The sequence below is a fragment of the Kitasatospora sp. NPDC058243 genome (genome assembly GCF_042882025.1).
Classification (GTDB): Bacteria; Actinomycetota; Actinomycetes; order Streptomycetales; family Streptomycetaceae; genus Kitasatospora.
Genome location: NZ_JBHVWW010000020.1, coordinates 84420 through 110764, shown reverse-complemented (window position 1 = coordinate 110764; position 26345 = coordinate 84420). Strand labels below are relative to the sequence as shown.

At 72.2% G+C, this 26345-nt stretch carries 29 protein-coding genes and 1 riboswitch; of the genes, 26 read left to right on the top strand and 3 right to left on the bottom strand.

Translation table 11 applies throughout. The features are described from left to right. The first annotated feature begins 149 nt into the window (after nt 1-149). The gene (locus ACFVX9_RS16285; protein ID WP_380342366.1) at nt 150-1046 is read left to right on the top strand and encodes an AAA family ATPase; all 897 of its coding nucleotides are present in this window, start codon (nt 150-152) and stop codon (nt 1044-1046) included. Nucleotides 1047-1126: 80 nt separating this feature from the next. Further along, a complete protein-coding gene (locus ACFVX9_RS16280; RefSeq protein ID WP_350877854.1) occupies nt 1127-1936 on the top strand; it encodes a DNA-formamidopyrimidine glycosylase family protein in 810 nt (269 codons plus the stop codon). Between the two features lie 19 nt (nt 1937-1955). Here ACFVX9_RS16280 and ACFVX9_RS16275 read toward each other — a convergent pair whose 3' ends face one another. Further along, nucleotides 1956-2339, bottom strand: coding sequence for a metalloregulator ArsR/SmtB family transcription factor (locus tag ACFVX9_RS16275; protein WP_063346776.1), 384 nt, complete (start codon nt 2337-2339; stop codon nt 1956-1958). A gap of 81 nt (nt 2340-2420) precedes the next feature. After that, nucleotides 2421-2635: riboswitch (cobalamin riboswitch) on the top strand. A 29-nt stretch (nt 2636-2664) separates the two neighbouring features. Here ACFVX9_RS16275 and ACFVX9_RS16270 point away from each other — a divergent pair. Next, on the top strand, nt 2665-3777 hold the full coding sequence (locus ACFVX9_RS16270) for a HoxN/HupN/NixA family nickel/cobalt transporter (RefSeq protein WP_063346775.1): 1113 nt from the start codon (nt 2665-2667) through the stop codon (nt 3775-3777). A 147-nt stretch (nt 3778-3924) separates the two neighbouring features. On the opposite strand, the gene rpmG is transcribed toward ACFVX9_RS16270, so the two are convergent. Continuing rightward, entirely contained in the window at nt 3925-4089 is a 165-nt protein-coding gene (rpmG, locus tag ACFVX9_RS16265) for a 50S ribosomal protein L33 (protein ID WP_363618280.1), read from the bottom strand. 157 nt (nt 4090-4246) lie between these two features. Between rpmG and rpmB the strand changes: the two genes are divergently transcribed. The 10 genes from rpmB to ACFVX9_RS16215 all read left to right on the top strand — a co-directional run bounded on the left by rpmB (nt 4247) and on the right by ACFVX9_RS16215 (nt 10837). After that, nucleotides 4247-4483 carry a 50S ribosomal protein L28 gene (gene rpmB / locus ACFVX9_RS16260; RefSeq protein ID WP_063346773.1) on the top strand — a complete coding sequence of 79 codons (237 nt, stop codon included), beginning with the start codon at nt 4247-4249 and terminating at the stop codon, nt 4481-4483. Beyond that, the gene (rpsN, locus tag ACFVX9_RS16255; protein WP_063346772.1) at nt 4483-4788 is read left to right on the top strand and encodes a 30S ribosomal protein S14; all 306 of its coding nucleotides are present in this window, start codon (nt 4483-4485) and stop codon (nt 4786-4788) included. The genes rpmB and rpsN overlap by 1 nt, the downstream gene beginning before the upstream one ends. A gap of 5 nt (nt 4789-4793) precedes the next feature. Further along, nucleotides 4794-5960, top strand: coding sequence for a CobW family GTP-binding protein (locus ACFVX9_RS16250; protein WP_387982124.1), 1167 nt, complete (start codon nt 4794-4796; stop codon nt 5958-5960). Nucleotides 5961-5972: 12 nt separating this feature from the next. Further along, nucleotides 5973-6209: a 30S ribosomal protein S18 gene (rpsR, locus tag ACFVX9_RS16245; protein ID WP_387982123.1), complete on the top strand. Its 237-nt coding sequence runs from the start codon at nt 5973-5975 to the stop codon at nt 6207-6209. A gap of 99 nt (nt 6210-6308) precedes the next feature. After that, a complete protein-coding gene (gene rpmF, locus ACFVX9_RS16240; RefSeq protein ID WP_063346769.1) occupies nt 6309-6482 on the top strand; it encodes a 50S ribosomal protein L32 in 174 nt (57 codons plus the stop codon). A gap of 90 nt (nt 6483-6572) precedes the next feature. Next, entirely contained in the window at nt 6573-7679 is a 1107-nt protein-coding gene (locus ACFVX9_RS16235; protein ID WP_063346768.1) for a Xaa-Pro peptidase family protein, read from the top strand. Nucleotides 7680-7758: 79 nt separating this feature from the next. Beyond that, the gene (gene efp, locus ACFVX9_RS16230; RefSeq protein WP_063346767.1) at nt 7759-8322 is read left to right on the top strand and encodes an elongation factor P; all 564 of its coding nucleotides are present in this window, start codon (nt 7759-7761) and stop codon (nt 8320-8322) included. A gap of 4 nt (nt 8323-8326) precedes the next feature. Continuing rightward, a complete protein-coding gene (gene nusB, locus ACFVX9_RS16225) occupies nt 8327-8764 on the top strand; it encodes a transcription antitermination factor NusB (RefSeq protein ID WP_063346766.1) in 438 nt (145 codons plus the stop codon). Between the two features lie 173 nt (nt 8765-8937). Continuing rightward, complete coding sequence (locus ACFVX9_RS16220) at nt 8938-9765, top strand: thioesterase family protein (RefSeq protein WP_380487013.1); 828 nt, start codon at nt 8938-8940, stop codon at nt 9763-9765. A 130-nt stretch (nt 9766-9895) separates the two neighbouring features. Continuing rightward, on the top strand, nt 9896-10837 hold the full coding sequence (locus tag ACFVX9_RS16215) for a hypothetical protein (protein ID WP_380370790.1): 942 nt from the start codon (nt 9896-9898) through the stop codon (nt 10835-10837). Nucleotides 10838-10961: 124 nt separating this feature from the next. Here ACFVX9_RS16215 and ACFVX9_RS16210 read toward each other — a convergent pair whose 3' ends face one another. Beyond that, complete coding sequence (locus ACFVX9_RS16210; protein WP_031072501.1) at nt 10962-11465, bottom strand: transcriptional regulator; 504 nt, start codon at nt 11463-11465, stop codon at nt 10962-10964. 330 nt (nt 11466-11795) lie between these two features. On the opposite strand from ACFVX9_RS16210, the gene pyrR reads away from it, so the two are divergent. From pyrR to metK, 13 genes are all read left to right on the top strand, one after another. Further along, a complete protein-coding gene (gene pyrR, locus ACFVX9_RS16205) occupies nt 11796-12443 on the top strand; it encodes a bifunctional pyr operon transcriptional regulator/uracil phosphoribosyltransferase PyrR (RefSeq protein ID WP_063346763.1) in 648 nt (215 codons plus the stop codon). A 5-nt stretch (nt 12444-12448) separates the two neighbouring features. Continuing rightward, nucleotides 12449-13423: an aspartate carbamoyltransferase catalytic subunit gene (locus tag ACFVX9_RS16200; protein ID WP_063346762.1), complete on the top strand. Its 975-nt coding sequence runs from the start codon at nt 12449-12451 to the stop codon at nt 13421-13423. After that, the gene (locus tag ACFVX9_RS16195; RefSeq protein ID WP_363372726.1) at nt 13420-14724 is read left to right on the top strand and encodes a dihydroorotase; all 1305 of its coding nucleotides are present in this window, start codon (nt 13420-13422) and stop codon (nt 14722-14724) included. The genes ACFVX9_RS16200 and ACFVX9_RS16195 overlap by 4 nt, the downstream gene beginning before the upstream one ends. After that, complete coding sequence (locus tag ACFVX9_RS16190) at nt 14721-15287, top strand: hypothetical protein (protein WP_380370787.1); 567 nt, start codon at nt 14721-14723, stop codon at nt 15285-15287. Before ACFVX9_RS16195 ends, ACFVX9_RS16190 begins: the two co-directional genes overlap by 4 nt. Further along, nucleotides 15284-16474: a glutamine-hydrolyzing carbamoyl-phosphate synthase small subunit gene (carA, locus tag ACFVX9_RS16185; RefSeq protein WP_063346759.1), complete on the top strand. Its 1191-nt coding sequence runs from the start codon at nt 15284-15286 to the stop codon at nt 16472-16474. Before ACFVX9_RS16190 ends, carA begins: the two co-directional genes overlap by 4 nt. Beyond that, a complete protein-coding gene (gene carB / locus ACFVX9_RS16180) occupies nt 16467-19775 on the top strand; it encodes a carbamoyl-phosphate synthase large subunit (RefSeq protein WP_380370784.1) in 3309 nt (1102 codons plus the stop codon). The genes carA and carB overlap by 8 nt, the downstream gene beginning before the upstream one ends. Nucleotides 19776-19881: 106 nt before the next feature. Then, nucleotides 19882-20997 (top strand): quinone-dependent dihydroorotate dehydrogenase, encoded by a 1116-nt coding sequence (locus tag ACFVX9_RS16175; RefSeq protein WP_380370782.1) that lies wholly within the window; start codon nt 19882-19884, stop codon nt 20995-20997. A gap of 100 nt (nt 20998-21097) precedes the next feature. Beyond that, entirely contained in the window at nt 21098-21931 is an 834-nt protein-coding gene (pyrF, locus tag ACFVX9_RS16170; protein ID WP_380370779.1) for an orotidine-5'-phosphate decarboxylase, read from the top strand. Nucleotides 21932-22330: 399 nt separating this feature from the next. Next, entirely contained in the window at nt 22331-22657 is a 327-nt protein-coding gene (mihF, locus tag ACFVX9_RS16165; protein ID WP_063346755.1) for an integration host factor, actinobacterial type, read from the top strand. 48 nt (nt 22658-22705) lie between these two features. Continuing rightward, nucleotides 22706-23263 (top strand): guanylate kinase, encoded by a 558-nt coding sequence (gene gmk, locus ACFVX9_RS16160; protein ID WP_380370776.1) that lies wholly within the window; start codon nt 22706-22708, stop codon nt 23261-23263. Between the two features lie 37 nt (nt 23264-23300). Next, nucleotides 23301-23567: a DNA-directed RNA polymerase subunit omega gene (gene rpoZ / locus ACFVX9_RS16155; protein WP_030240625.1), complete on the top strand. Its 267-nt coding sequence runs from the start codon at nt 23301-23303 to the stop codon at nt 23565-23567. Nucleotides 23568-23721: 154 nt separating this feature from the next. Then, nucleotides 23722-24969 (top strand): bifunctional phosphopantothenoylcysteine decarboxylase/phosphopantothenate--cysteine ligase CoaBC, encoded by a 1248-nt coding sequence (gene coaBC / locus ACFVX9_RS16150; RefSeq protein ID WP_380370773.1) that lies wholly within the window; start codon nt 23722-23724, stop codon nt 24967-24969. Nucleotides 24970-25119: 150 nt separating this feature from the next. Next, the gene (gene metK / locus ACFVX9_RS16145) at nt 25120-26328 is read left to right on the top strand and encodes a methionine adenosyltransferase (RefSeq protein ID WP_063346752.1); all 1209 of its coding nucleotides are present in this window, start codon (nt 25120-25122) and stop codon (nt 26326-26328) included. Nucleotides 26329-26345: the final 17 nt, after the last annotated feature.

Sequence of the window (26345 nt, the reverse complement as noted above, 5' to 3'; positions counted from 1 at the left end):
GGGGGGATTGGGGCTGGGCTGGGAAGAGTGGACCCTGCGCTCCTTGGCGGAGAAACCAACAAATCGCGGACGCCGGGGAAGGGGCCCGGCGGCGGACTGTGCCCGCCGCCGGGCCGCCGTGTAGTCTCCCCGCTGAGAGGTGTCGGGAGGTGACCGTGACGCAGTACGCCGGGGGTGGGCACGTCCCGCCGCGTCCCGCCGCTCCGCCGGGGCCGCAGCCGTCGGGGGCCGCCGCGCCGCCGCCGGTGCCGCCCGTTCCGGCTCCCGTTCCCGCCGCTGCGCCGCCGGCTCCGGCCGCTCCGGTGCCGCTCGTTCCGGTGCCGCCTGCTCCCGTGCCGCCCGCTCCGGCTCCTGTCTCCGCGCCCGCTCCGGCCGCACCCGCGCCCGCGCCCAGTGCGCCGGTCCCCGTCGGGGCCACCGGGCACTTCGTGCTGCCCTCCGGCGCGCCCGTGCAACTCCCCGCCCACCCGCCGCAGCGGCACGCGCCCGCCAGTCCGATCGCCGTCCTGCTGATCGGCCCGGCCGGGGCGGGCAAGACCACCGTCGCCCGGTACTGGGCCGAGCGCCGGCCCAGCCCGACTGCGCACATCAGCCTGGACGACGTCCGCGAGTGGGTGCAGTCCGGCTTCGCCAACCCGCAGTCCGGCTGGAACAACGCCTCCGAGGCGCAGTACCGGCTGGCCCGCCGCACCTGCGGCTTCGCCTGCCGCAACTACCTCGCCAACGGCATCTCCTGCATCATCGACGACGCCGTCTTCCCGGACCGCCCGGCCATCGGCCTCGGCGGCTGGAAGCGGCACATCGGCCCCGGCATGATCCCGGTCGTGCTGCTGCCCAGCCTGGACTCCGTGCTGCACCGCAACGCCCGGCGCGGCGGCACCCGGCGGCTCGGTGACGAGGAGGTGGCGCGGATCCACGGCCGGATGGCCGGCTGGTACAACTCCGGGCTGCCGATCATCGACAACTCGTACCTGGACGTGGCCGGCACCGCCGCCGAGCTGGACCGCGTCATCCTGGCCCGGCTGATGGGCATGCCGGTCCGCTGACCTGCGACGATCCGGTGCTGTCGGCGCCGACTGCGATGATGTGCAGGTCCTGTCGAACCACCCCGGGGGAGCTGACGCCCGTGCCGGAAGGCCACATCATCCACCGCCTCGCCGCCGAGAACCGGAAGGCCTTCGGCGGCCGCCCGGTCGAGGTGTCCAGCCCGCAGGGCCGGTTCGCCGACGAGGCCAAGGCCATCGACGGGCAGCTGCTCACCGCGGCCGAAGCCGTCGGCAAGCACCTGTTCCTCGGCTTCGAGGAGGGCGGCTGGGTGCACGTCCACCTCGGCCTCTACGGCGGCTTCGCCTTCGGCACCGGGCCCGCGCCCGAGCCGGTCGGCCTGGTCCGGCTGCGGCTGGCCAACGACGACGGCTACGCCGACCTGCGCGGCCCCAACACCTGCGCGCTGGTCACCGGCGCGGAGAAGGCCGCCGTCGCCGCCCGGCTGGGCCCCGACCCGCTGCGCGCCGACGCCGACCCGCAGGCCGCCTGGCGCCGGATATCGGCCAGCCGGACGACCGTCGCCGCGCTGCTGATGGACCAGAAGGTGCTGGCCGGGGTGGGCAACGTCTACCGGGCCGAGGTGCTGTTCCGCCACGGGATCAACCCGCACCGCGCCGGCCGCGACCTCACCCGGGGCGAGTGGGACGCGATCTGGGCCGACCTGGTCGCCCTGATGCACGAGGGCGTCGGCGCGGGCCGGATCGACACCGTCCGCCCCGAGCACACCCCCGAGGCGATGGGCCGCCCGCCGCGCGTCGACGACCACGGCGGCGAGGTGTACGTCTACCGGCGGGCCGCGATGCCCTGCCTGGTCTGCGGCACCGACGTCCGGACGGAGCAGCACGCCGCGCGCAACCTCTTCTGGTGCCCCGCCTGCCAGGCGGCCTGACCAGGCACTGTCCAGTCGGTCAGCCGACGGCCGCGGTGGGCTCGTGGTGTTCGGCGGCGGCGCACGCGTCGAGGAGGGGGCGCATGGCCTCGTCCACGAGCCGGTAGCGCACGACCCGCCCGTCCTTGTCCCCGGTGACCACGCCCGCGGTGCGGAGCAGCCGCAGGGCCTGGGACACGGCGGGGTCGCGCATGCCGGTGGCGACGGCGAGGTCGGAGACGGCGAGCGGGCCGGCCCGGTGGAGGGCGAGCAGGAGGGCGAGCCGCCCGGGGTCGGCGAGCAGGGAGAACCGCTCGGCCCAGGTGCGGACGTGCGCGGGGTCGCCGATCGCGGCGATGGCCTCGCAGACCCGGTGTCCGTCGATGGTGCGGTGGCCCGCGCGGTCGGCCGGTACGAGATGCATGCGCACATTGTTGCAGGAGGGGGCCTGTGATCCTGGACACCTGCGCAGGTGCGCAGCCTTGCAAGGGTGGGTCCTGACCCCTACGGTGTTCCCCGCCGTGGTGCTCGGGAAGACCGGTGACGGATCCTCAGGGGTCCCAGTCCGGAGCGGCCCTCGCCACTGTGATCGGGCCATCGTGATCGTCGACGATGGAGAGACGTCCGTACCCACGACGCCACTGGGAGCCTCGCGCACCTGGGAAGGCGGGTACGGGACCCCCGTAAGCCAGGAGACCGGCCACGGCATCTCACGAAGTGTTTCCACGAGGTGCTGGAGCGTGACCCGAATGACCCTGCCCGAAACCGCCGCCGCCGAGGCGCCGGCGACACCGTCCGTGCTGCCCACGTTCCGCTGGAAGCGCGAGGACACCGTTCGCACGGCCGGGCTGATGGGGGTGATCCTGGCCATGCACGTGGTGGCGTTCGGGACGCTCATCTTCCTGGTCGCGCCCCACAACTACGCGGTCGGCACCCAGGTCTTCGGCGTGGGCCTGGGGATCACCGCGTACACCCTCGGCATGCGGCACGCCTTCGACGCCGACCACATCGCGGTGATCGACAACACCACCCGCAAGCTGATGGCGGACGGCAAGCGGCCGGTCTCGGTCGGCTTCTGGTTCGCCCTCGGGCACTCCTCGATGGTGGTGCTGATGGCCGCCCTGGTGGCGGGCGGCGCGCAGCTGGCCAGCACGCTGATGGACGACGACTCGACCACCCACAAGTGGCTCGGGATGGTCGGCACGACGGCCTCCGGCGCGTTCCTCTACCTGATCGGCGCGCTCAACCTGGCCGCGCTGCTCGGCATCCTCAAGGTGTTCCGGGCGATGCGGGCCGGGTCGTACGACGAGGCGCAGCTGGAGGAGCACCTCAACTCGCGGGGCTTCATGGCCCGGGTGCTGAACCGGGCGACCCGCTCGATCACCCGGCCCGGGCAGATGTTCCCGGTGGGCATGGTGCTGGGGCTGGGCTTCGACACCGCGACCGAGGTCACCCTGATGGTGATGGCCGGGTCGGGCGCGGCGGCCGGGTTGCCCTGGTACGCGATCGTCTGCCTGCCGCTGCTGTTCGCGGCCGGGATGAGCCTGTTCGACACCCTGGACGGGACGTTCATGAACTTCGCGTACCAGTGGGCCTTCGCCAACCCGGTCCGGAAGGTCTACTACAACCTGACGATCACCGGGCTGTCGATCGCGGTGGCCTTCGTCATCGGCACCATCGAGCTGGTCGGCGTGCTGCACGAGAAGCTCGATCTGACCGACCCGGTCACCGGCTGGATCGCGGGCATCTCGCTGGACAACGTCGGCTACGCGATCGCCGGGCTGTTCGTGGTGGTCTGGGCCGCGGCGATCGCCTACTGGAAGCTGGCCCGGGTGGAGAAGCGCTGGGTGGCCGCCGAGTAGTGACGGCTGCGAGCGGCGACGGCTGCGAGCAGCGACGGCGCCTCCCCTGGGATCCCGGGGGAGGCGCCGTTTCGTCGCTGCGGGGCGGTACGGGTCGCTGCCGGTCGGCGTTCCGTCGGTGCGGGGTTCAGTTCGGGCGGGCGGGGTTCAGCGCTCTTCGCGGAAGTCGACGTGCCGGCGCGCGACCGGGTCGTACTTGCGCAGGACCATCCGGTCCGGGTCGTTGCGGCGGTTCTTGCGGGTCACGTACGTGTAGCCGGTGCCGGCGGTGGAGCGGAGCTTGATGACGGGGCGCAGTTCACTACGGGCCATGGGTGTCCTCCCGGGTTGGCGGGTTGGCGGGTTGGCGGGTTGGCGGGTTGGCGGGGTGTTCGGGGCTGGGGCGAAACCGTACACCGAAATGGAAGTCATTTTCATCTGGTGTAACGTGAGCTCCGTCCTGCCCATTCCCGGACGTCAGGGAGCACCCATGTCCGCCCACTGCCAACTCACCGGCCGCAAGCCCGGATTCGGCAACGCGATCTCGCACTCGCACCGCCGCACCCGCCGCCGCTTCGACCCCAACATCCAGCACAAGCGCTACTGGCTGCCCGGCGAGGGCCGGTACGTCCGGCTCACCCTCAGCGCCAAGGGCATCCGCACCATCGACACGATCGGCATCGAGGCCGCCGTCGCCCGCATCCGCGCCCGAGGGGGGAAGGTCTGATGGCCAAGCAGAGCAAGATCGCCAAGAACGAGCAGCGCCGCGCCGTCGTGGCCCGGTACGCCGAGCGCCGCGCCGAGCTCAAGCGGATCATCGCCCACCCCGGCACCGCCCCCGCCGAACGCGCCGCCGCCCAGGCCGAACTCGCCCGCCAGCCCCGCGACGCCAGCGCCACCCGGATCCGCAACCGCGACGCCGTCGACGGCCGCCCCCGCGGCTACCTGCGCGCCTTCGGCCTCTCCCGGGTCAACCTCCGCGTCCACGCCCACGCCGGCCACCTGCCCGGCGTCCGCAAGGCCAGCTGGTGAGCGGCGTGGACGGGATCAAGCTGCCCGTGGTGGTCGTCGCCGGCCTGCACGCCGCCGAACGCCGCGCCACCGTCCGGGAGTTGGCCGCGGCCGCGGTGGACGCGGTGGTCCTCCACCACGACCTGCGGGAGGCCTCGCAGGGCGTCGTCCACCGCGAACTGCGCGACGCGGGAGGCGGGTTCGACGCCGCCGACGTCCCGCTGGTGAACGACTGCCCCTGCTGCGCCCTGCGCGAGGACCTGCTGCCGCGACTGCTGCGGATCGCCGACGAAGGCCGGTACGGACTCGCGATCGTCGAACTGTGGGGCGGCAGCGACCCGCACCCGGCCGTCGAGGTGATCGCCGGGGGAGAGGCGGACGGCCGCCACCTGGAGGACGCCGTCGAACTCGCGGGCGTGGTCACGGCCGTCGACCCGGACCGGCTGATCGGCGAACTCTCCGTCTCCGACGACCTGGTGGACCACGGCGAGCACACCGCCCGCCAGGACCAGCGGACCCGCGCGGAGGCGCTCGCCCACCAGGTCGAGTACGCCACCACCCTCGCCGTCCCGCGCGCGACGGCGCACACGCCCGGGCTCGCGCTGCTCCGCCAGCTCCACCCCACCGCCCGGGTCGTCCGGCTCGGCACCGGCGCGCTCACCCGGGCCGCCCTCGGCGGCTTCGACGTCGCCGCCGCCCGCGACCGGGTCAACCCGGCGATCGCGCTGCTCCCGCAGGAGAGCGACGAGGCCGGCGTCACCACGCTGGTCTGGGAGCGCCGCCGCCCGCTGCACCCCGAGCGGCTGCACCGGGCGCTGGAACTGCTCGTCCCCGCCGCCCAGCGCAGCCGCGGCCGCTTCTGGCTGGCCAACCGGCCCGACCTGATGCTCGCCTGGGACGCCGCCGGGGCCAACCTCGCGGTCGAGGAGTGCGGGCCCTGGCTCACCTCCCTGCCCGACGCCGCCTGGGAGCTCTACCCGCCCGCCCGCCGGGCCGCCGCCGCCCTCGACTGGCACCCTCTGCACGGCGACCGGGTGCAGCAGCTCAGCTTCACCGCCGAGGGCCTGGACGTCGACGGTGTCACCGGGCTGCTCGACTCCTGTCTGCTCACCGACGCCGAACTCGCCGCCGGCGAACCCGGCTGGAAGGCCCTGCCGGACGCCTTCCGGGACCTGCTCGACCCCGTTCACTGAGGAGCCGTCACTGTGCGTAAGCGACCGAACCCGCCCAAGGACCGGCCGAACCCGCTGTTCGCGGCCGGCGTCGAGTACATCGACTACAAGGACACCGACCTGCTGCGGCGCTTCGTCTCCGACCGCGGCAAGATCCGGAGCCGCCGCGTCACCCGGCTCACCGTCCAGCAGCAGCGCGCCGTGGCCAGGGCCGTCAAGAACGCCCGCGAGATGGCCCTCCTCCCGTACGACGCCGGCACCACCCGGTAGCCATCGCCGCCGGCACCACCGCCACCACCGTCACCACCGCCACCACCGTCACCACCGTCACCACCGTCACCACCGTCACCACCCGACAAGGAGCCCCCGATGGCCGTCCCCAAGCGCAAGACGTCCCGCAGCAACACCCGGCACCGCCGGGCCCAGTGGAAGGGCAAGGCCCCGAAGCTCGTCCCGATCACCCTCAACGGCCGCGAACTGCTCGTCCCCCAGAACCTGGTCCCCGCCTATCGCCGAGGCCTGATCGATCCGGAGGGGGCGTAGCGACCACAAAGAGGGCGTGCGGGGGCGGGAGCGCGCCCTGTCGGGGGTGCTCGGCGGGCGGATCGGGGTGGGGGTTCGTAGGCTCGACGCATGTCTGATGCGTACGCGGGTCGGCGGGAGCGGGTGAGGGAGCACTGCAGTGCGGCCGGGGCCGATGCGGCGCTGATCACCCGGGCGGCGAACGTGCGGTATCTGACGGGCTGCGCGCCCTGCGGGGCGACGCTGCTGCTGACCCGGGAGCGGGTGCTGCTGGCAGTGCCGGACGATCTGCCGCCGGACGACACCGGGGAGCACCTGATCGCGCCGGACGTCACCCAGGTGCCGGTGGCGGCCGCGGCGGACACCGCCCTGGCGGCGGCCGCCGCCGCCGCGCGACTGGGCGTGGCGGACCTCGCGGTGGAGGAGCACGACCTGACCGTCAGCCGCCACCGCGCGGTGGCGAGCCTGGCGGAGGGGGCCCGGCTGGCCGACCTGGCGCAGGTGGTCGAGCGGCTGCGGGTGGTCAAGGACGAGCACGAGATCGCCGACCTGCGGATCGCCGCCGAGATCGCCGACCAGGCGCTCGGCGAACTGCTGGAGTCGATCCTGGTCGGCCGCACCGAACGGCACCTGGCGATGGAGCTGGAACGCAGGATGATCGACCACGGCGCGGACCGGGCGGCCTACCCGGTGTCCGTCGGCACCGGCAGCCACTCCGGCCGGCCCGCCCACCAGCCGACCGACCGCCGGGTGGAGGAGGGCGACTTCCTCACCGTGGTGATGGGCGCCCAGTACCGGGGCTACGGCGTCTCCACCGCCCGGACCTTCGTGATCGGCGCCGCCCCCGCGCCCTGGCAGGTGGAGCTGCACCGGCTGGTGTTCCGGGCCCAGCGGGCCGGCCGGGAGGCGCTCGGACCGGGCGTGGAGCAGTACGTGCCCGACCGGGCCGCGCGGCAGATCCTGGAGGCGGCCGGCCACACCGAGACCTCCCCGCACCCGGTGGGGCACGGCATCGGGCTGGAGATCCGGGAGGCGCCGCGCCTCGGTCCGTCGGACATGGGTAAACTGGACAGCCGCGTGCCGGTCACCGTCGGCCCAGGGGTCCACCTCCCGGGCAAGGGCGGTGTCCGGATCGAGGACACGCTCGTGGTGCGCCCCCCAGAGGAGGGCGGGCCCGAGCTGCTCACCATCACCACCAAGGAGCTCCTCGCCCTGTGACCGCGGCCGCCCGTCGGCCGTCGGCGGCAGGACGCAAGCCTTGGTTCCTTGACAGCTATATCCAGGAGTAAGTGCGCCCGTGGCTTCCACGAACGATCTCAAGAACGGCATGGTCCTCAAGCTGGAGGGCGGCAAGCTCTGGTCCGTCGTCGAGTTCCAGCACGTCAAGCCCGGGAAGGGCCCGGCCTTCGTGCGCACGAAGCTCAAGGAGGTCCTGACCGGCAAGGTCGTCGACAAGACCTTCAACGCCGGCACCAAGGTCGAGACCGCCAACGTCGACAAGCGCGGCATGCAGTTCTCGTACAAGGACGGCGAGAACTTCGTGTTCATGGACACGGACACCTACGACCAGATCGTGGTCGAGCCGGCCGTCGTCGGCGACGCCTCCAAGTACCTGCTGGAGGGCTTCGAGGCCCTGGTCGCCATGTACGAGGGTGCCCCCCTGTACATCGAGCTCCCGGCCTCCGTCGAGCTGCTGATCTCCCACACCGAGCCGGGCGTCCAGGGCGACCGCTCCACCGGCGGCTCCAAGCCGGCCACGCTGGAGACCGGCGCCGAGATCGCCGTGCCGCTCTTCATCGTCACCGGCGAGAAGATCAAGGTCGACACCCGCGACGGCGGCTACCTCGGCCGGGTGAAGTAAGTCCGTGTCGGCCGCACGTAGCAAGGCCCGTACCCGGGCCTTCCAGATCCTCTTCGAGGCCGACCACCGCGGGGTCGACCCGCAGCGGGTCCTCGCGGACTGGGTGGCCCGCGCCCGCGAGCCGAAGCCCGACGAGGGCACCCCGCAGGTCGGCGAGTACACCATGGAGTTGATCGAGGGGTACGTCCAGCACGCTCGCCGGATCGACGACCTGATCTCGCAGTACGCGGTGGGCTGGACCCTCGACCGGATGCCGATCGTGGACCGCAACGTCCTGCGGCTCGGCGCCTACGAGCTGATCTGGGAGGACGGCGTCCCGGACGCGGTCGTCCTGGACGAGGCCGTGGAGATCGCCAAGGAGTTCTCCACGGACGACTCCCCGGCCTTCGTCAACGGTCTGCTCGCCCGCTTCCTGGAGCTGAAGCCGAGCATCCGCCGGTAGGTCGTGTGCCCTAGGCCCCGACCACCGGTGGCGGTGAAACCCGCAGAACGGCCGCCGGACCCGGATTCCGGGTCCGGCGGCCGTCGCGCGTTTCACCCGGGCGGCGTAAGGTGGTGCCCTACTCGTCAGTAACTTGGCGTTCGGAAACCGCAGTGAAGGGCAGGCCACCCCCCATGACCACCGCGACCCGCAGCGAGTTCGACCAGGGCATCGCCCTGACCCGGCACCCTGACGAGCCCGGCCGCTACGAGGCCGAACTCGGTGCCGGCTGGCAGATCGGCGGCGGGGTCAACGGCGGGCTGCTGCTCGCCGTCGCCGGACACGCGCTGTCGCTGGAGCACGGCGACCACCCCGACCCGGTGTCGATCAGTGGTTACTACCTGTCCGCCTCCACGCCCGGCCCGGCGACCGTCCGCACGGAGGTGCTGCGCACCGGCCGCGGGCTCTCCACCGGTACCGCCTCGCTCAGCCAGGACGGCGTGGAGCGGCTGCGGGTGGTCGCCAGCCACGGTGACCTCTCCACCGCCGACGGCGAGGTGCGCACCAGCGCCCTGCCGCCGCAGCTGCCGCCGCCGGATCAGTGCATCGGCGTCGAGCACGCGCCCCGGGAGCTGATCGCCCAGGCCGAACTGCTGGAGCGCTTCGACCTGCGGCTGGACCCGGCCACCATCGGCTGGGCGCTCGGGCAGCCGTCCGGCAACGGGCGGATCCAGGGCTGGTTCCGGCTCGCCGACGGCCGCGATCCCGACCCGCTGCTGCTCCTGCTGGTCGCCGACGCGCTGCCGCCGGTGACCTTCGACCTGGGCATGCCCGGCTGGGCCCCGACCGTCGAACTGACCGTCCACCTGCGGGCCAGGCCGGTCCCGGGCTGGCTGCGGGTCACCCACGCCACCCGCAACGTGGCCGGCGGGTACTTCGAGGAGGACGCCGAGGTCTGGGACGAGTCCGGCCGCCTGGTCGCGCAGTCCCGCCAGCTGGCCCGGGTGCCACGGAAGGCGTGAATCACATCGTCTTACCGTCGGTTACATTCCTGTGACACGCCGTACGTGTGCGGCGCGCGCGGATGGGGAGATAGACGGTCAGCGGCGAGCCGGCCGCTGACCGTCACCTGCCGACGCCAGGAGCCATTCGATGAGCCATAGTGGCCGCGCCCGCCGCAACTCCGACTGCACCGCCGGCGGCCCGCGACCCACGGTGCGGGCGCCGCACCAGCGGCGGCGGGTCGAGGGGGCCGAGCAGGCGTTCGTCATCGGGATCCTGACCAGCGCGGCCGACTTCGCCCGGGCCCGCGCCTGGGGGCTGTCGAACGCCGCCGACCACGAGCAGTACCTGGCCGAGACCGCCGAGCTGCTGGCCGACGCCCTGGAGCGCTTCGACACCGTGCGGGCCCGGATGTTCCACCCGCAGGACTTCGCGGAGTTCTGCGTGCTGCACGGGCTGGACCCGGCCGAGCCGCTCGCCCGCGACCGCTACCTGGTCAATCCGCCGTTGCAGACCCAGCTGTTGGCCTATCAGGGCGAGGAACTGGCCGGGGACTTCGTGCCGCGCCTGGTCCGGGCCCGGGAGAGCGGGCTGACGCTCTGCCACGCCGACCTGCTGCTGGACGGCGGCCTGTCCGGGGCCGCGGGCGAGGTCGACGAGGAGCACGCCCGCTGGGTGCGCGCCGCCCGTCAGCGCGGCGCCGAGGTGTTCCGCCGGATGCTGGTCGGCGCGGGCGCCGGGGTGTACGAGCTGCGGCTGCGGGTGGACGCGCCGGGCGGGCGGCTGACCGCGGCGGCCCGGGTGCTGCAGTGGGAGGACGGAGTGGTCCGGATCAACGACGAGGACCTGGAGCTGGTCTGCGCGGTGCTGTGCGCCGGATTGGCGCTGGAGCTGCCGGGGGTGGCGGTGCTGCACGGCTCGCAGGGCTCGGTGGCGGCGGGCGGCGCCCGCGGCGCAGCCGCTGACGAGCACTTCCTGCCGGCCTCCTGGGCCTGGTCGAGCGGCGGGCAGGACTGGGCGCCGGCTGCCGGGCCGGTGCGGTTGGACGGCGTGGCGGCGCAGCCCGGCTACAGCCTGGGGACGGTCTGCTGAGCCGGCCGTGGACGCGCGACGGCGCGGCCCCCGGGATGTGGGGTGCCGCGCCGTGACGTTTCTGCAAGGCCCGGGGCGTGGCCCGGACCGCGGACCGAGCCGACGGGAGCCGGTGCGGCGAGCGTCAGCTCGCCTCCTCCTCGCGCACCGCACGGCGCGCGTCGGGGTTCAGCACGCCCCAGGAGATCAGCTGCTCGGTGAGGATCGACGGCGACTGGTCGTAGATGACCGCCAGGGTGCGCAGGTCGTCCTGGCGGATCGACAGCACCTTGCCGTTGTAGTCGCCGCGCTGGCTCTGGATCGTCGCCGCGTAGCGCTGCAGCGGGCCGGCCTTCTCGGACGGGACCTGGGTCAGTCTCTCCAGGTCGAGCACCAGGCGCGGCGGCGGCTCGGCCGCGCCGCCGGGGGTGCCGCCGGGCAGCAGCTCCTGCACCGGGACGCCGTAGAACTCCGCCAGCTCGGCCAGCCGCTGCACGGTGACCGCACGGTCGCCGCGCTCGTACGAGCCGACGACGACTGCCTTCCAGCGCCCCTGGGACTTCTCCTCGACACCGTGCAGGGAGAGACCCTGCTGAGTGCGGATCGCTCGGAGCTTGCCCCCGAGTTGCTTCGCGTAGTCGCTGGACATTGATCTCCCCGGACGAGATTGCTTCGCGTTCAGTGGTGGGTCACGGACGATGGTCGACGCCGTTACCGGTGGGTTCGACGTCCGTCTCGTAACTCACTGTGAGGTTACGTAGAGTAAGGTAGCTGCGTCAAGCCGAATGGGGCAGTCGTGCGAATGGCCCGCATCCGCGGCGCGTCCGGGGCGTGAACCGGGCGAAGCGGAATGGTGCGTGTCCGGTTGCCTCCCGGCCCGCTGCTAGGATGGCTCGAAGCCCGCGCCCGGTCGGCGGGGGCAGTCCCAGACATCCTTTAAGGCCCGTCCAGTGAGGCGGGGAAGGAGGTCCGCTTCGGCATGACCACACACCAAGATTCGACGCCGCGACCGCCGCACCAGGTGCTGGACGGCACGGACATCGCCCGGGTCGTCACCCGGATAGCGCACGAGATCGTCGAGCGCGCCAAGGGCGCCGAGGACGTCGTGCTGCTCGGCATCCACACCAGGGGCGTCCACCTCGCCCGCCGCCTGCACGGCCGGCTGGCCCAGATCACCGGGCGCGAGATCCCGCTGGGTGCCCTGGACATCACCATGTACCGGGACGACCTGCGGCTCAAGCCCGCCCGCGCCCTGGAGCACACCGAGATCCCGTCCGGCGGCATCGACGGCAAGCTCGTCATCCTCGTCGACGACGTGCTCTTCTCCGGCCGCACCATCCGGGCCGCGCTCGACGCGCTGAACGACATCGGCCGCCCGCGCGCCGTCCAGCTCGCCGTCCTGGTCGACCGCGGCCACCGCGAGCTGCCGATCCGGGCCGACTACGTGGGCAAGAACCTCCCCACCTCGCTGCGCGAGGCCGTGCAGGTGCGCCTGTCCGACAGCGACGGCGTGGACGCCGTGCTGGTCGGCGACCGCGCCTACACCGATGCGTCGCGCTCCGCGCGCGATGAACAGGGTTCGCAGGCCCTGGCCTCCCAGCCGTCCGAACCGCACCTCCCGGAGTAGCCCGCGTGAAGCGCCACCTCGTCTCCGCCGCCGACCTCACCCGCGACGACGCGCTGCTGATCCTGGACACCGCCGAGGAGCTGGCCCAGCTCTCCGGACGGGCCGTCAAGAAGCTGCCCACGCTGCGCGGCCGCACCGTCGTCAACCTCTTCTTCGAGGACTCGACCCGCACCAAGACCTCCTTCGAGGTCGCCGAGAAGCGGCTCTCCGCCGACGTCATCAACTTCTCCGCCAAGGGCTCCTCGGTCTCCAAGGGCGAGAGCCTCAAGGACACCGCGCTCACCCTCCAGGCGATGGGCGCCGACGCGGTCGTCGTCCGGCACCACGCCTCGGGCGCGCCGGCCCGCCTCGCCCAGTCCGACTGGCTGCACGGCAGCGTGATCAACGCCGGTGACGGCACCCACGAGCACCCCACCCAGGCGCTGCTCGACGCCTTCACCATGCGCCGCCACCTCAACGCCGGGCTGGGCAACGACCTCGCCGGGCGCCGGGTGACCATCGTCGGCGACATCCTGCACAGCCGGGTCGCCCGGTCCAACGTGCACCTGCTGACCACCCTCGGTGCCCAGGTCACCTTCGTCGCCCCGCCGACGCTGCTGCCGATCGGCATTCAGAACTGGCCCTGCGAGGTCAGCTACGACCTGGACCGCGTGCTCCCCAAGACGGACGCGGTGATGATGCTGCGGGTGCAGCGCGAGCGGATGAACGCCGCGTTCTTCCCGACCGAGCGCGAGTACAGCCGCCGCTACGGCCTGAACGGCACCCGGATGTCCCAGCTGCCCGAGCACGCCATCGTGATGCACCCCGGCCCGATGGTGCGCGGCATGGAGATCACCGCCGAGGTCGCCGACTCGCCGCGCTGCACCGTGGTCGAGCAGGTCGCCAACGGCGTGTCGGTCCGGATGGCCGTCCTGTACCTGCTGCTCGGGGGAGCCACCCTCAACGACGCCCGCACCGACTCCGTGGAGACCGCTCAGTGACCACCTACCTGATCCGCAACGCCCAGATCCTCGGCGGTGCCCCGCAGGACCTCCACCTCGCCGACGGTGTGATCAAGGCGATCGGCACCGACCTGGCGGTCGAGGCGGACATCGAGATCGACGCCGGCGGCCTGATCGTGCTGCCCGGCCTCGTCGACCTGCACACCCACCTGCGCGAGCCCGGCCGCGAGGACGCCGAGACCGTGCTCACCGGCACCCGGGCCGCCGCGATGGGCGGCTTCACCGCCGTGCACGCGATGGCCAACACCACCCCGGTGGCCGACACCGCCGGCGTGGTCGAGCAGGTCTGGCGGCTCGGCCAGGAGGCCGGCTACTGCGACGTGCAGCCGGTCGGCGCCGTCACCGTCGGCCTGGAGGGCAACAAGCTCGCCGAGCTGGGCGCGATGCACGAGTCCGCCGCGAACGTGCGGGTCTTCTCCGACGACGGCAAGTGCGTGGACGACGCGGTGCTGATGCGCCGCGCCCTGGAGTACGTCAAGGCCTTCGACGGCGTCGTCGCCCAGCACGCCCAGGAGCCGCGGCTCACCGAGGGCGCCCAGATGAACGAGGGCCAGGTCTCCGGCGAGCTCGGGCTCGGCGGCTGGCCGGCCGTCGCCGAGGAGTCGATCATCGCGCGGGACGTGCTGCTCGCCGCGCACGTCGGCTCCCGGCTGCACGTCTGCCACGTCTCCACCGCCGGCTCGGTCGAGATCATCCGCTGGGCCAAGGCCAAGGGCTGGGACGTCACCGCCGAGGTCACCCCGCACCACCTGCTGCTCACCGACGAGCTGGTCCGCTCCTACGACCCGGTCTACAAGGTCAACCCGCCGCTGCGCACCGCCGAGGACGTCCAGGCGCTGCGCAAGGCGCTCGCGGACGGCACCATCGACGCCGTCGCCACCGACCACGCGCCGCACCCGGACGAGGACAAGGACTGCGAGTGGGCCGTCGCCGCGATGGGCATGGTCGGCCTGGAGACCGCGCTGTCGGTCGTGCAGCAGACCATGGTGGACACCGGCCTGCTGAACTGGGAGGGCGTCGCCGACCGCATGTCGCACCGCCCGGCCCGGATCGGCCGTCTCGCCGGACAGGGCCGTCCCGTCTCGGTCGGTGAGCCGGCCAACCTGGTGCTGTTCGATCCCGCGTACCGTGGTGCCGTGAACCCGGACAGCTTCGCCACCCGCAGCCGCAACACCCCCTACAAGGGCCTTGACCTGCCCGGACGGGTGCACGCCACCTTCCTGCGCGGGCGCGCCACCGTGCTGGCCGGCGAGCTGGCCGAGCAGGGCGGGGCGGCGTGACCGGCCCGGCCGCGCTCGCCCAGGAGCAGGCCAAGGTCACCAACTGGCCCGGGTACATCGGCTGGGCCGTCGGCCTGCTGATCGTCATCGGGCTCGTCTACTGGCTGATGCGGCAGGGCTGGAACTGGCGGCGCACCCTCCAGGCCGGCATCCCGCCGCTGCCCGCCGTGCCGGCCGGCGCCGGGCGGACCATCCTGGAGACCAGCGGGCGGTACCACGGCTCCACCACCGCCGGGAACTGGCTCGACCGGGTCGTCGCGCACGGCCTGGGCACCCGCAGCCGCGCCGACCTCACCCTCGGCCAGGACGGCCTGCTGGTGCGGCGCCCCGGTGACGTCGACCTCTGGATCCCGGCCGGGCACCTGACCGGTGCCCGCACGGACTCCGGGATCGCCGGCAAGGTCGTCCCGGCCGGGCTGCTCGTCGTCAGCTGGACGCACGAGGGCACCGAGCTGGACTCGGGCTTCCGGGCCGACCACCCCGACGAGCACGCCGCCTGGGTCGAGGCGATCGCCCAACTCGCAACACGTACGAAGACGAAGACGGAAGAGGCCGCTCAATGACCGCACCTGCCCCCACCACGCAGCGCCGACGGCGGGAGCGCACCCCCGCCGTGCTCGTCCTGGAGGACGGCCGGACCTTCCGCGGCGAGGCCTACGGCGCGACCGGCGAGACCTTCGGCGAGGCCGTCTTCAACACCGGCATGTCCGGCTACCAGGAGACCCTCACCGACCCGTCGTACCACCGCCAGGTGGTCGTGATGACCGCCCCGCAGATCGGCAACACCGGCTGGAACGACGAGGACGACGAGTCCAAGCGGATCTGGGTCGCCGGGTACGTCGTGCGCGACCCCGCCCGGGTGGCGTCCAACTGGCGCTCCACCCGCTCGCTGGACGAGGAGCTCGTCCGCCAGGGCGTCGTCGGCATCAGCGGCATCGACACCCGGGCGCTCACCCGCCACCTTCGCGAGCGCGGCGCGATGCGCTGCGGCATCTTCTCCGGCGAGGCGCTGACCGACCAGGCCGAACTGCTCGCCCGGGTGCAGCAGTCGCCCGAGATGAAGGGCGCCGACCTGTGCGCCGAGGTGGCGACCACCGAGGCGTACGTCGTGCCCGCGATCGGTGAGAAGAAGTTCACCGTCGCCGCGCTGGACCTCGGCATCAAGGGGATGACCCCGCAGCGGATGGCCGAGCGCGGCATCGAGGTGCACGTGCTGCCGGCCAACTCCACCCTGGAGGACCTCTACGCGGTCCAGCCGGACGGCGTCTTCTTCTCCAACGGCCCGGGCGACCCGGCCACCGCCGACCACCAGGTCGCCGTCGCGCAGGGCGTGCTGGAGCGCGGGACCCCGTTCTTCGGGATCTGCTTCGGCAACCAGATCCTCGGCCGCGCACTGGGCTTCGGCACCTACAAGCTCAAGTACGGCCACCGCGGCATCAACCAGCCGGTGCAGGACCGCACCACCGGCAAGGTCGAGGTGACCGCGCACAACCACGGCTTCGCCGTGAACGCACCGCTGGACCGGGTGAGCGACACCCCCTTCGGGCGGGTCGAGGTCTCCCACGTCTGCCTCAACGACGACGTGGTCGAGGGCCTCCAGGCGCTCGACGTCCCCGCCTTCAGCGTGCAGTACCACCCCGAAGCGGCGGCCGGCCCGCACGACGCGGCCTACCTCTTCGACCGGTTCGTCGAGCTCATGCGCGGCGACGACAAGCACAGCGCGAAGCTCATGGAGGGCCAGCGTGCCTAAGCGCACTGACATCAAGTCCGTCCTGGTGATCGGGTCCGGCCCGATCGTGATCGGCCAGGCCGCCGAGTTCGACTACTCGGGCACGCAGGCCTGCCGCGTCCTCAAGGCCGAGGGCCTGCGGGTCGTGCTGGTCAACTCCAACCCGGCCACGATCATGACCGACCCGGAGATCGCCGACGCCACCTACGTCGAGCCGATCACCCCGGAGTTCGTCGAGCGGATCATCGCCAAGGAGCGCCCCGACGCGCTGCTGCCGACCCTCGGCGGGCAGACCGCGCTCAACACCGCGATCTCCCTGCACTCGGCCGGCACGCTGGAGAAGTACGGCGTCGAGCTGATCGGCGCCGACGTGGTGGCGATCAACAAGGGCGAGGACCGCCAGCTGTTCAAGGGCGTCGTCGAGGCGGTCAACGCCAAGATCGGCCACGGCGAGTCCGCCCGCTCGGTCATCTGCCACTCGATGGACGACGTGCTGGCCGGCGTCGACACGCTCGGCGGCTACCCCGTCGTCGTGCGCCCCTCCTTCACCATGGGCGGCGCCGGCTCCGGCTTCGCCCACGACGAGGAGGACCTGCGCCGCATCGCCGGCCAGGGCCTGGCCCTCTCGCCGACCACCGAGGTGCTCCTGGAGGAGTCCATCCTCGGCTGGAAGGAGTACGAGCTGGAGCTGATGCGCGACAAGAACGACAACGTCGTGGTCGTCTGCTCCATCGAGAACTTCGACCCGATGGGCGTGCACACCGGTGACTCGATCACCGTCGCCCCGGCGATGACCCTCACCGACCGTGAGTACCAGATCCTGCGCGACATCGGCATCGCCGTGATCCGCGAGGTCGGCGTCGACACCGGCGGCTGCAACATCCAGTTCGCCGTCAACCCCGACAGCGGCCGGGTCATCGTCATCGAGATGAACCCGCGGGTGTCGCGCTCCTCCGCGCTGGCCTCGAAGGCGACCGGCTTCCCGATCGCCAAGATCGCCGCCAAGCTGGCCGTCGGCTACACGCTCGACGAGATCCCCAACGACATCACCGAGCAGACCCCGGCCTCCTTCGAGCCGGCCCTCGACTACGTCGTGGTGAAGGTCCCCCGGTTCGCGTTCGAGAAGTTCCCGAGCGCCGACGCCACGCTGACCACCACCATGAAGTCGGTCGGCGAGGCCATGGCCATGGGCCGCAACTTCCCCGAGGCGCTGCAGAAGGCGCTGCGCTCGCTGGAGAAGAAGGGCTCCCAGTTCTCCTGGACCGGCCCGGTCGGCGACAAGGCCGAGCTGCTGGTCAAGGCGGTCGTGCCGACCGACGGCCGGATCAACACCGTGATGCAGGCCATCCGGGCCGGTGCCACCCCGGAGGAGGTGTTCGAGGCCACCAAGATCGACCCGTGGTTCGTCGACCAGCTCTTCCTGCTCGACGAGATCGCCGCCGAGCTGACCGAGGCCGCGAAGCTCACCCCCGAGCTGCTGCGCCACGCCAAGCGGCACGGCTTCTCCGACCAGCAGATCGGCGAGATCCGCGGCCTGAAGCCGGACGTCGTCCGCGAGGTCCGGCACGCGCTCGGCATCCGCCCGGTGTTCAAGACCGTCGACACCTGCGCCGCCGAGTTCGCCGCCAAGACCCCGTACTTCTACTCGTCCTACGACGAGGAGAACGAGGTCGCCCCGCGCACCAAGCCGGCCGTGATCATCCTCGGCTCCGGCCCGAACCGCATCGGCCAGGGCATCGAGTTCGACTACTCCTGCGTGCACGCCTCCTTCGCGCTGGCCGACGCCGGGTACGAGACCGTGATGGTCAACTGCAACCCGGAGACCGTCTCCACCGACTACGACACCTCCGACCGGCTCTACTTCGAGCCGCTCACCCTGGAGGACGTGCTGGAGATCGTCCACGCCGAGCAGCAGGCCGGCCCGCTGGCCGGCGTGATCGTCCAGCTCGGCGGCCAGACCCCGCTCGGCCTGGCCCAGGCGCTCAAGGACAACGGCGTGCCGATCGTCGGCACCCAGCCCGAGGCGATCGACCTCGCCGAGGAGCGCGGCGCCTTCGGCCGCGTGCTGCGCGACGCCGGCCTGCCCGCCCCCAAGCACGGCACCGCCTTCTCCTTCGCCGAGGCCAAGGCCATCGCCGACGAGATCGGCTACCCGGTGCTCGCCCGCCCGTCGTACGTGCTCGGCGGCCGCGGCATGGAGATCGTCTACGACGAGGCCTCGCTCGCCTCCTACCTGGAGCGCCACGCCGGCCTGATCTCCGAGCACCCGGTGCTCATCGACCGCTTCCTCGACGACGCGGTGGAGATCGACGTCGACGCGCTGTACGACGGCACCGAGCTCTACCTCGGCGGCGTCATGGAGCACATCGAGGAGGCCGGCATCCACTCCGGCGACTCCGCCTGCGCGCTGCCCCCGATCACCCTCGGCGGCTACGACATCAAGCGCCTGCGCACCTCCACCGAGGCCATCGCGCGCGGCGTCGGCGTCCGCGGCCTGATCAACATCCAGTTCGCGCTGGCCGGGGACATCCTGTACGTGCTGGAGGCCAACCCGCGCGCCTCCCGCACCGTGCCGTTCACCTCCAAGGCGACCGCCGTGCCGCTGGCCAAGGCCGCCGCCCGGATCTCGCTCGGCGCCACCATCGCCGAACTGCGCGCCGAGGGCCTGCTCCCGGCCGAGGGCGACGGCGGCACGCTGCCGGCCGACGCGCCGATCGCGGTCAAGGAGGCCGTGATGCCGTGGAGCCGCTTCCGCGACATCCACGGCCGCGGCGTGGACACCGTGCTCGGCCCGGAGATGCGCTCGACCGGCGAGGTCATGGGCATCGACAAGGTCTTCGGCACGGCCTACGCCAAGGCCCAGGCCGGCGCCTACGGCGCGCTGCCGACCAAGGGCAAGGTCTTCGTCTCGGTCGCCAACCGCGACAAGCGCAACCTGGTCTTCCCGGCCCGCGCGCTGGTCGGCCTCGGCTTCGAGGTGCTCGCCACCGCCGGCACCGCCGAGGTGCTGCACCGCGGCGGCATCCCGTCCACGCTGGTGCGCAAGCACAGCGAGGGCGAGGGCCCCAACGGCGAGCGGACCATCGTCCAGCTGATCCACGACGGTGAGGTCGACCTCATCATCAACACGCCGTACGGCACCGGCGGGCGCCTCGACGGCTACGAGATCCGCACCGCCGCCGTGTCCCGCGGCGTGCCCTGCCTGACCACGGTCCAGGCGATGGGCGCGGCCGTCCAGGGCATGGACGCGCTGCTGCGCGACGAGGTCGGGGTGATGTCGCTCCAGGAGCACGCCGCGCTGATCAACGCCGGCCGCAAGTAGCACCACAGCAGTGGGGGGCACCGAGGCCAGCCGGGTGCCCCCCACTTCCATGCCCTGATCCGGGTGCTCACGCTCAGATCCGGGCCCTGATCCGGGAGTTGGGTTTTTGTACAAGCTGCTGTTCGACCTCGTCTTCAAGAAGATGGACCCCGAGAAGGCCCACCACCTCGCCTTCTTCTGGATCCGGCTCGCCTCCTCGGTGCCCGGCCTGCGCACGCTGGCGCGGCTGGTGCTCGCCCCGCGCGACCGGGCGCTGCACACCACCGCCCTCGGCCTCGACCTGCCGGGCCCGTTCGGCCTGGCGGCCGGCTTCGACAAGAACGGCGTCGGCATCGACGGCCTGGCGATGCTCGGCTTCGACTACGTCGAGATCGGCACCATCACCGGCGAGCCCCAGCCGGGCAACCCGACGCCCCGGCTGTTCCGCCTGGTCGAGGACCGCGCGCTGATCAACCGGATGGGCTTCAACAACCAGGGCTCGGCCCGGGTCGCCGCGCGCCTCGCCGCCCGCCCGCACACCAGCTCCACCCCGGTGATCGGCGTCAACATCGGCAAGACCAAGGTGGTCGAGGAGGCCGACGCCGTCGCCGACTACGTCAAGTCCACCGAGCGGCTGGCCAAGTACGCCGACTACCTGGTCGTCAACGTCAGTTCGCCGAACACCCCCGGGCTGCGCAACCTCCAGGCCGTGGACCACCTGCGCCCGCTGCTCGCCGCCGTCCGCGAGGCCGCCGACCGCACCACCGCGCACCACGTCCCGCTGCTGGTCAAGATCGCCCCCGACCTGGCCGACGAGGACGTCGACGCGGTCGCCGACCTCGCCCTGGAACTGGGCCTGGACGGCATCATCGCCACCAACACCACGATCGGCCGCGAAGGCCTGCGCACCGACGCCGCCCGGGTCGAGGAGATCGGCATGGGCGGCCTGTCCGGCGCCCCGCTCAAGGCCCGCGCCCTGGAGGTGCTCCAGCGCCTGCGCGCCCGGACCGGGGGCCGGCTGACGCTGGTCTCGGTCGGCGGCGTCGAGACCGCCGAGGACGTCTGGCAGCGGATCGTCCACGGCGCGGACCTCGTCCAGGGCTACAGCGCCTTCATCTACGAGGGTCCGTTCTGGTGCCGCCGGATCCACCGGGGCCTCTCCGCCCGGATCCGGGCCGCGGGCTACCGCGACCTGGCCGCCGCCGTCGGCAGTGCCGTCGACGGCGCCAAGGCCTCCTCCTGAACCTCCGTACGCCACGGCTCCGTACGACGCCCCGTGCGAGCCGTGTAGGACCCGCGCACGGCCTCCGTGCGGCCTCCCCACGACCTTCCGGAAGGACGACATGACCCTCGCCCCGTTCGGCGCCCGGCTGCGCCAGGCCCTCGACACCCGTGGCCAGCTCTGCGTCGGCATCGACCCGCACGCCTCCCTGCTCGCCGCCTGGGGGCTCGGCGACGACCTCGCCGGCCTGGAGACCTTCAGCCGCACCGTCGTCGAGGCGCTGGCCGACCGGGTGGCCGTGCTCAAGCCGCAGGCCGCCTTCTTCGAGCGCTTCGGCAGCAAGGGCGTCGCGGTGCTGGAGAAGTCCGTCGAGGAGGCCAGGGCGGCCGGCGCGCTGGTCCTGATGGACGCCAAGCGCGGCGACATCGGCTCCACCATGGCCGCCTACGCGGAGGCCTTCCTGTCGCCCGGCAGCCCGCTGTTCTCGGACGCCGTCACGGTCAGCCCGTACCTGGGCTTCGGCTCGCTGCGCCCGGCCCTCGACCTGGCCCGCGCGCAGGGCTGCGGGGTGTTCGCGCTGGCGCTCACCTCCAACCCGGAGGGCCACGAGGTGCAGCGGGCGGTCGGCGCGAACGGCGAGTCGGTCGCGGCCTCGGTGCTGCGGCAGCTGGCGGCGGAGAACGGCGACGCCGCCCCGCTGGGCTCCTTCGGCGCGGTCGTCGGCGCGACGCTCGCCGACGCGGGCGTGGAACTGGCCATCAACGGCCCGCTGCTGGCCCCCGGGATCGGCGCCCAGGGCGCGACGATGGCCGACCTGCCGCGGGTGTTCGGCGCCGCGGTGATCAACGTGGTGCCGAGCGTCAGCCGGGACGTGCTCAAGCACGGTCCGTCGGTGGCGGCCCTGCGCTCGGCGGCCGAGCGGTTCGTCGGCGAGTACGCGGACGCGGTGAAGTAGCAGACACGGTGAAGTAGCGGACGTGGTGAAGTAGCGGCGATCGCGGGCGCGAGCGCGTAGCGGGGCGATGACCCTGCGCAGTGTGCGCAGCCCGGCGAGGGTCCCCGGACCCCACCGAAGTTGACGTGAGCGCCGTCACATTGGCGGCGTCAAAGTTTCGCAATCGCGGTCATTTTGCCCTGGAAAGTCCTGGTCGGCCTTGGCTGACCAGGACTTTTCGTGTTCTTTTCCTGACGTGGCGCCGCAATCCGGGTAGTGTCCGGCGATAGGTCATCGGCGAGCCGCGAAACCCGTAGCTCCCGCAGGTCAAGGGCCCTGTGGTTCCCCTTGCGGACGGTGTCCTGGGATCCAAACCAGTCATAGCTCAATCCCTTCCTTCCACACCCTGAGGTGAACGGCGTGGCTCTTCCGCCCCTTACCCCTGAACAGCGCACCGCCGCGCTCGCCAAGGCCGCCGAGGCTCGCCGGGAGCGCGCCGAGGTCAAGAACCGGCTCAAGCACTCCGGCGCCTCCCTGCACGAGGTGATCAAGGCCGGAAAGGCCGAGAACGACGTCATCGGCAAGATGAAGGTCTCCGCACTGCTGGAGTCCCTTCCCGGCGTCGGCAAGGTCCGTGCCAAGCAGATCATGGAACGCCTCGGCATCAGCGAGAGCCGGCGCGTCCGCGGCCTCGGTACGAACCAGATCGCCTCCCTGGAGCGGGAGTTCGGCGGCGGTGCCGCCTGACCGTGCCCCGTGGTCCCGGGAGCGTCCGCGATCCGGGATAATCGGTGCATGAGTGAGCGTCCGCGGCTGACCGTGCTCTCCGGCCCTTCGGGGGTCGGCAAGAGCACGGTCGTCGCTCATATGAGGAAGCAGCACCCCGAGGTCTGGCTCTCGGTGTCGGCGACGACCCGGCACCCGAGGCCGGGCGAGCAGAACGGGGTCCAGTACCACTTCGTCGACAACGACGAGTTCGACAAGCTGATCGCCAACGGCGAGCTGCTGGAGTGGGCCGTCTTCGCCGGCAACCGCTACGGCACCCCGCGCTCGGCGGTGCTGGAGAAGCTGGAGCGCGGCGAGCCCGTCCTGCTGGAGATCGACCTCCAGGGCGCCCGCCAGGTGCGCGAGTCGATGCCCGAGGCGCAGCTGGTCTTCCTGGCCCCGCCGAGCTGGGACGAGCTGGTCCGACGGCTGACCGGTCGGGGCACGGAGTCGCAGGACGTGATCGCGAAGCGGCTGGAGGCGGCCAAGGTCGAGCTCGCGGCCGAGACCGAGTTCGACACGACCCTTGTCAACACCTCCGTCGAGCAGGTAGCGGCCGAACTGCTAGCCTTGCTCGGTGTAGCCTGACCTGTCTGTCTTTTCCACCCTTTCGGAAGGTTTTCGCGTGTCCTCTTCCATGACCGCGCCCGAGGGCATCATCAACCCGCCGATCGACGAGCTGCTTGAGGCCACCGACTCCAAGTACAGCCTCGTGATCTACGCCGCCAAGCGCGCGCGTCAGATCAACGCGTACTACTCCCAGCTCGGTGAGGGCCTGCTCGAGTACGTCGGCCCGCTGGTCGACACCCACGTGCACGAGAAGCCGCTGTCGATCGCGCTGCGCGAGATCAACGCGGGCATGCTGACCGCCGAGGCGATCGAAGCCGCCTGAGGCGGTGCTCCGAAGTTTCTTGTGGAAGGGCCCGGCGGAATCGTTTCCGCCGGGCCCTTCGGCATTCCCGGGGGCTGTGGGATCGACCACGGTGCGCGCGGCGGCTGAGGGGCCGTAGGGTGTGCACGTCCCAGGAGTGGAGGAGAGCGGGAGTATGAGCGCGACTTCGGACCGGAGCGGGCCGGCGGACGCGCCGCGCGTCGCCCTCGGCGTCAGCGGCGGCATCGCCGCCTACAAGGCGTGCGAGCTGCTCCGCCGGTTCACCGAGTCCGGCCACCAGGTCACCGTGGTGCCCACCGAGGCCGCGCTGCACTTCGTCGGCGAGGCCACCTGGGCCGCGCTCTCCGGCCGCCCGGCCGCCACCGAGACCTGGGAGCGCGTGCACGAGGTGCCGCACGTGCGGATCGGCCAGCAGGCCGACCTGGTCGTGGTCGCCCCCGCCACCGCCGACCTGATCGCCAAGGCCGCCCACGGCCTCGCCGACGACCTGCTCACCAACACCCTGCTCACCGCCCGCTGTCCGGTCGTCCTGGCGCCCGCCATGCACACCGAGATGTGGGAGCACCCCGCCACCCGGGACAACGTCGCCACGCTGCGCCGCCGCGGCGTGATCGTGCTGGAGCCGGCCGTCGGGCGGCTCACCGGCAAGGACACCGGCAAGGGGCGGCTGCCCGAGCCGTCCGCGATCTTCGACGCCTGCCGGGCCGTGCTGCGCCGGGGCGGGGCCGCCCCGACCGACCTGGCGGGCCGGCACGTGGTGGTCTCGGCCGGCGGCACCCGCGAGCCGCTGGACCCGGTGCGGTTCCTGGGCAACCGCTCCTCCGGCAAGCAGGGCTACGCGCTGGCCGTGACGGCCGCGGCCCGTGGGGCGCGCGTGACGTTGGTCTCGGCCAACGCGGAGCTCGCCGACCCGGCCGGGGTCGACGTGGTGCACGTCTCGACCGCGCTGGAGCTGCGCGAGGAGGCCCTGAAGGCGGCGGCGTCGGCCGACGCCGTGGTCATGGCCGCGGCCGTGGCGGACTTCCGGCCCGCCGAGTACGCCAGCGGCAAGATCAAGAAGGTCGAGGGCGTCGAGCCGGCGCCGGTCGCCCTCGTCCGCAACCCCGACGTCCTGGCCGAGCTGGCGGCGCACCGCGCCCGTTCGGGCCAACTCGTGGTGGGTTTCGCGGCGGAGACCGACGACGTGCTCGCCAACGGCCGCGCCAAGCTCGCCCGCAAGGGCTGCGACCTGCTGGTCGTCAACGAGGTGGGCAACGGCAAGGCCTTCGGGACGGACGTCAACGAGGCCGTGGTGCTGGGCTCGGACGGCAGTGAGACGGCCGTTCCGGTGGGTCCGAAGGAGGCGTTGGCGGACGTGGTCTGGGACCTGGTCGTCAAGCGGCTGGAAACGGTCGGCGACTGATCAAGCCCTGCTGGAGATCGGTCGAGATTTCCGGAAGCGGGTGACGTTCGGCGGAGGCATCCCGTTAGACTCCAGGAATCAAGTCTTTCCGGATGTCCCCGGTTCGCCGGGGGCCTTCAGTCAGCAGCCGCTGCAACCCCAGGGAGCGCTGTGTCTCGCCGCCTGTTCACCTCGGAGTCCGTCACCGAGGGACACCCCGACAAGATCGCTGACCAGATCAGCGACACCATCCTTGACGCTCTCCTGCGAGAGGACCCGACCTCCCGGGTCGCCGTGGAGACGCTCATCACCACCGGCCAGGTGCACGTGGCCGGCGAGGTGACCACCAAGGCGTACGCGCCGATCGCCCAGCTCGTCCGGGACAAGATCCTGGAGATCGGCTACGACAGCTCCAAGAAGGGCTTCGACGGCGCCTCCTGCGGCGTGTCGGTGTCCATCGGCGCGCAGTCGCCCGACATCGCTCAGGGCGTCGACACCGCGTACGAGGCTCGGGTCGAGGGCGACGAGGACGACCTGGACAAGCAGGGCGCCGGCGACCAGGGCCTGATGTTCGGCTACGCGTCCGACGAGACGCCCGAGCTGATGCCGCTGCCGATCACCATCGCGCACCGCCTCTCGCGCCGCCTGACCGAGGTCCGCAAGAACGGGACCATCCCGTACCTGCGCCCCGACGGCAAGACCCAGGTCACCATCGAGTACGACGGCGACAAGGCCGTCCGTCTCGACACCGTGGTGGTCTCCACCCAGCACGCCAGTGACATCGACCTGGAGTCGCTGCTCACCCCGGACATCCGCGAGTTCGTGGTCGAGCCCGAGCTGAAGGCGCTCGCCGACCAGGGCATCAAGCTGGTCACCGAGGGCTACCGCCTGCTGGTGAACCCGACCGGCCGCTTCGAGATCGGCGGCCCGATGGGCGACGCCGGCCTCACCGGCCGCAAGATCATCATCGACACCTACGGCGGCATGGCCCGCCACGGTGGCGGCGCCTTCTCCGGCAAGGACCCGTCCAAGGTCGACCGCTCGGCCGCGTACGCGATGCGCTGGGTGGCGAAGAACATCGTCGCCGCCGGCCTCGCCCGCCGCGCCGAGGTGCAGGTCGCGTACGCGATCGGCAAGGCCGAGCCCGTGGGCCTGTTCGTCGAGACCTTCGGCACCGAGACCGTGCCGGTGCTGTCCATCCAGAAGGCCGTCACCGACGTCTTCGACCTGCGCCCGGCCGCGATCATCCGCGACCTGGACCTGCTGCGCCCGATCTACTCCCAGACCGCGGCGTACGGCCACTTCGGCCGTGAGCTGCCCGACTTCACCTGGGAGCGCACCGACCGGGTGGAGCAGCTGAAGGCGGCCGTGAAGGACTGAACGGCCTGATCGTCCGG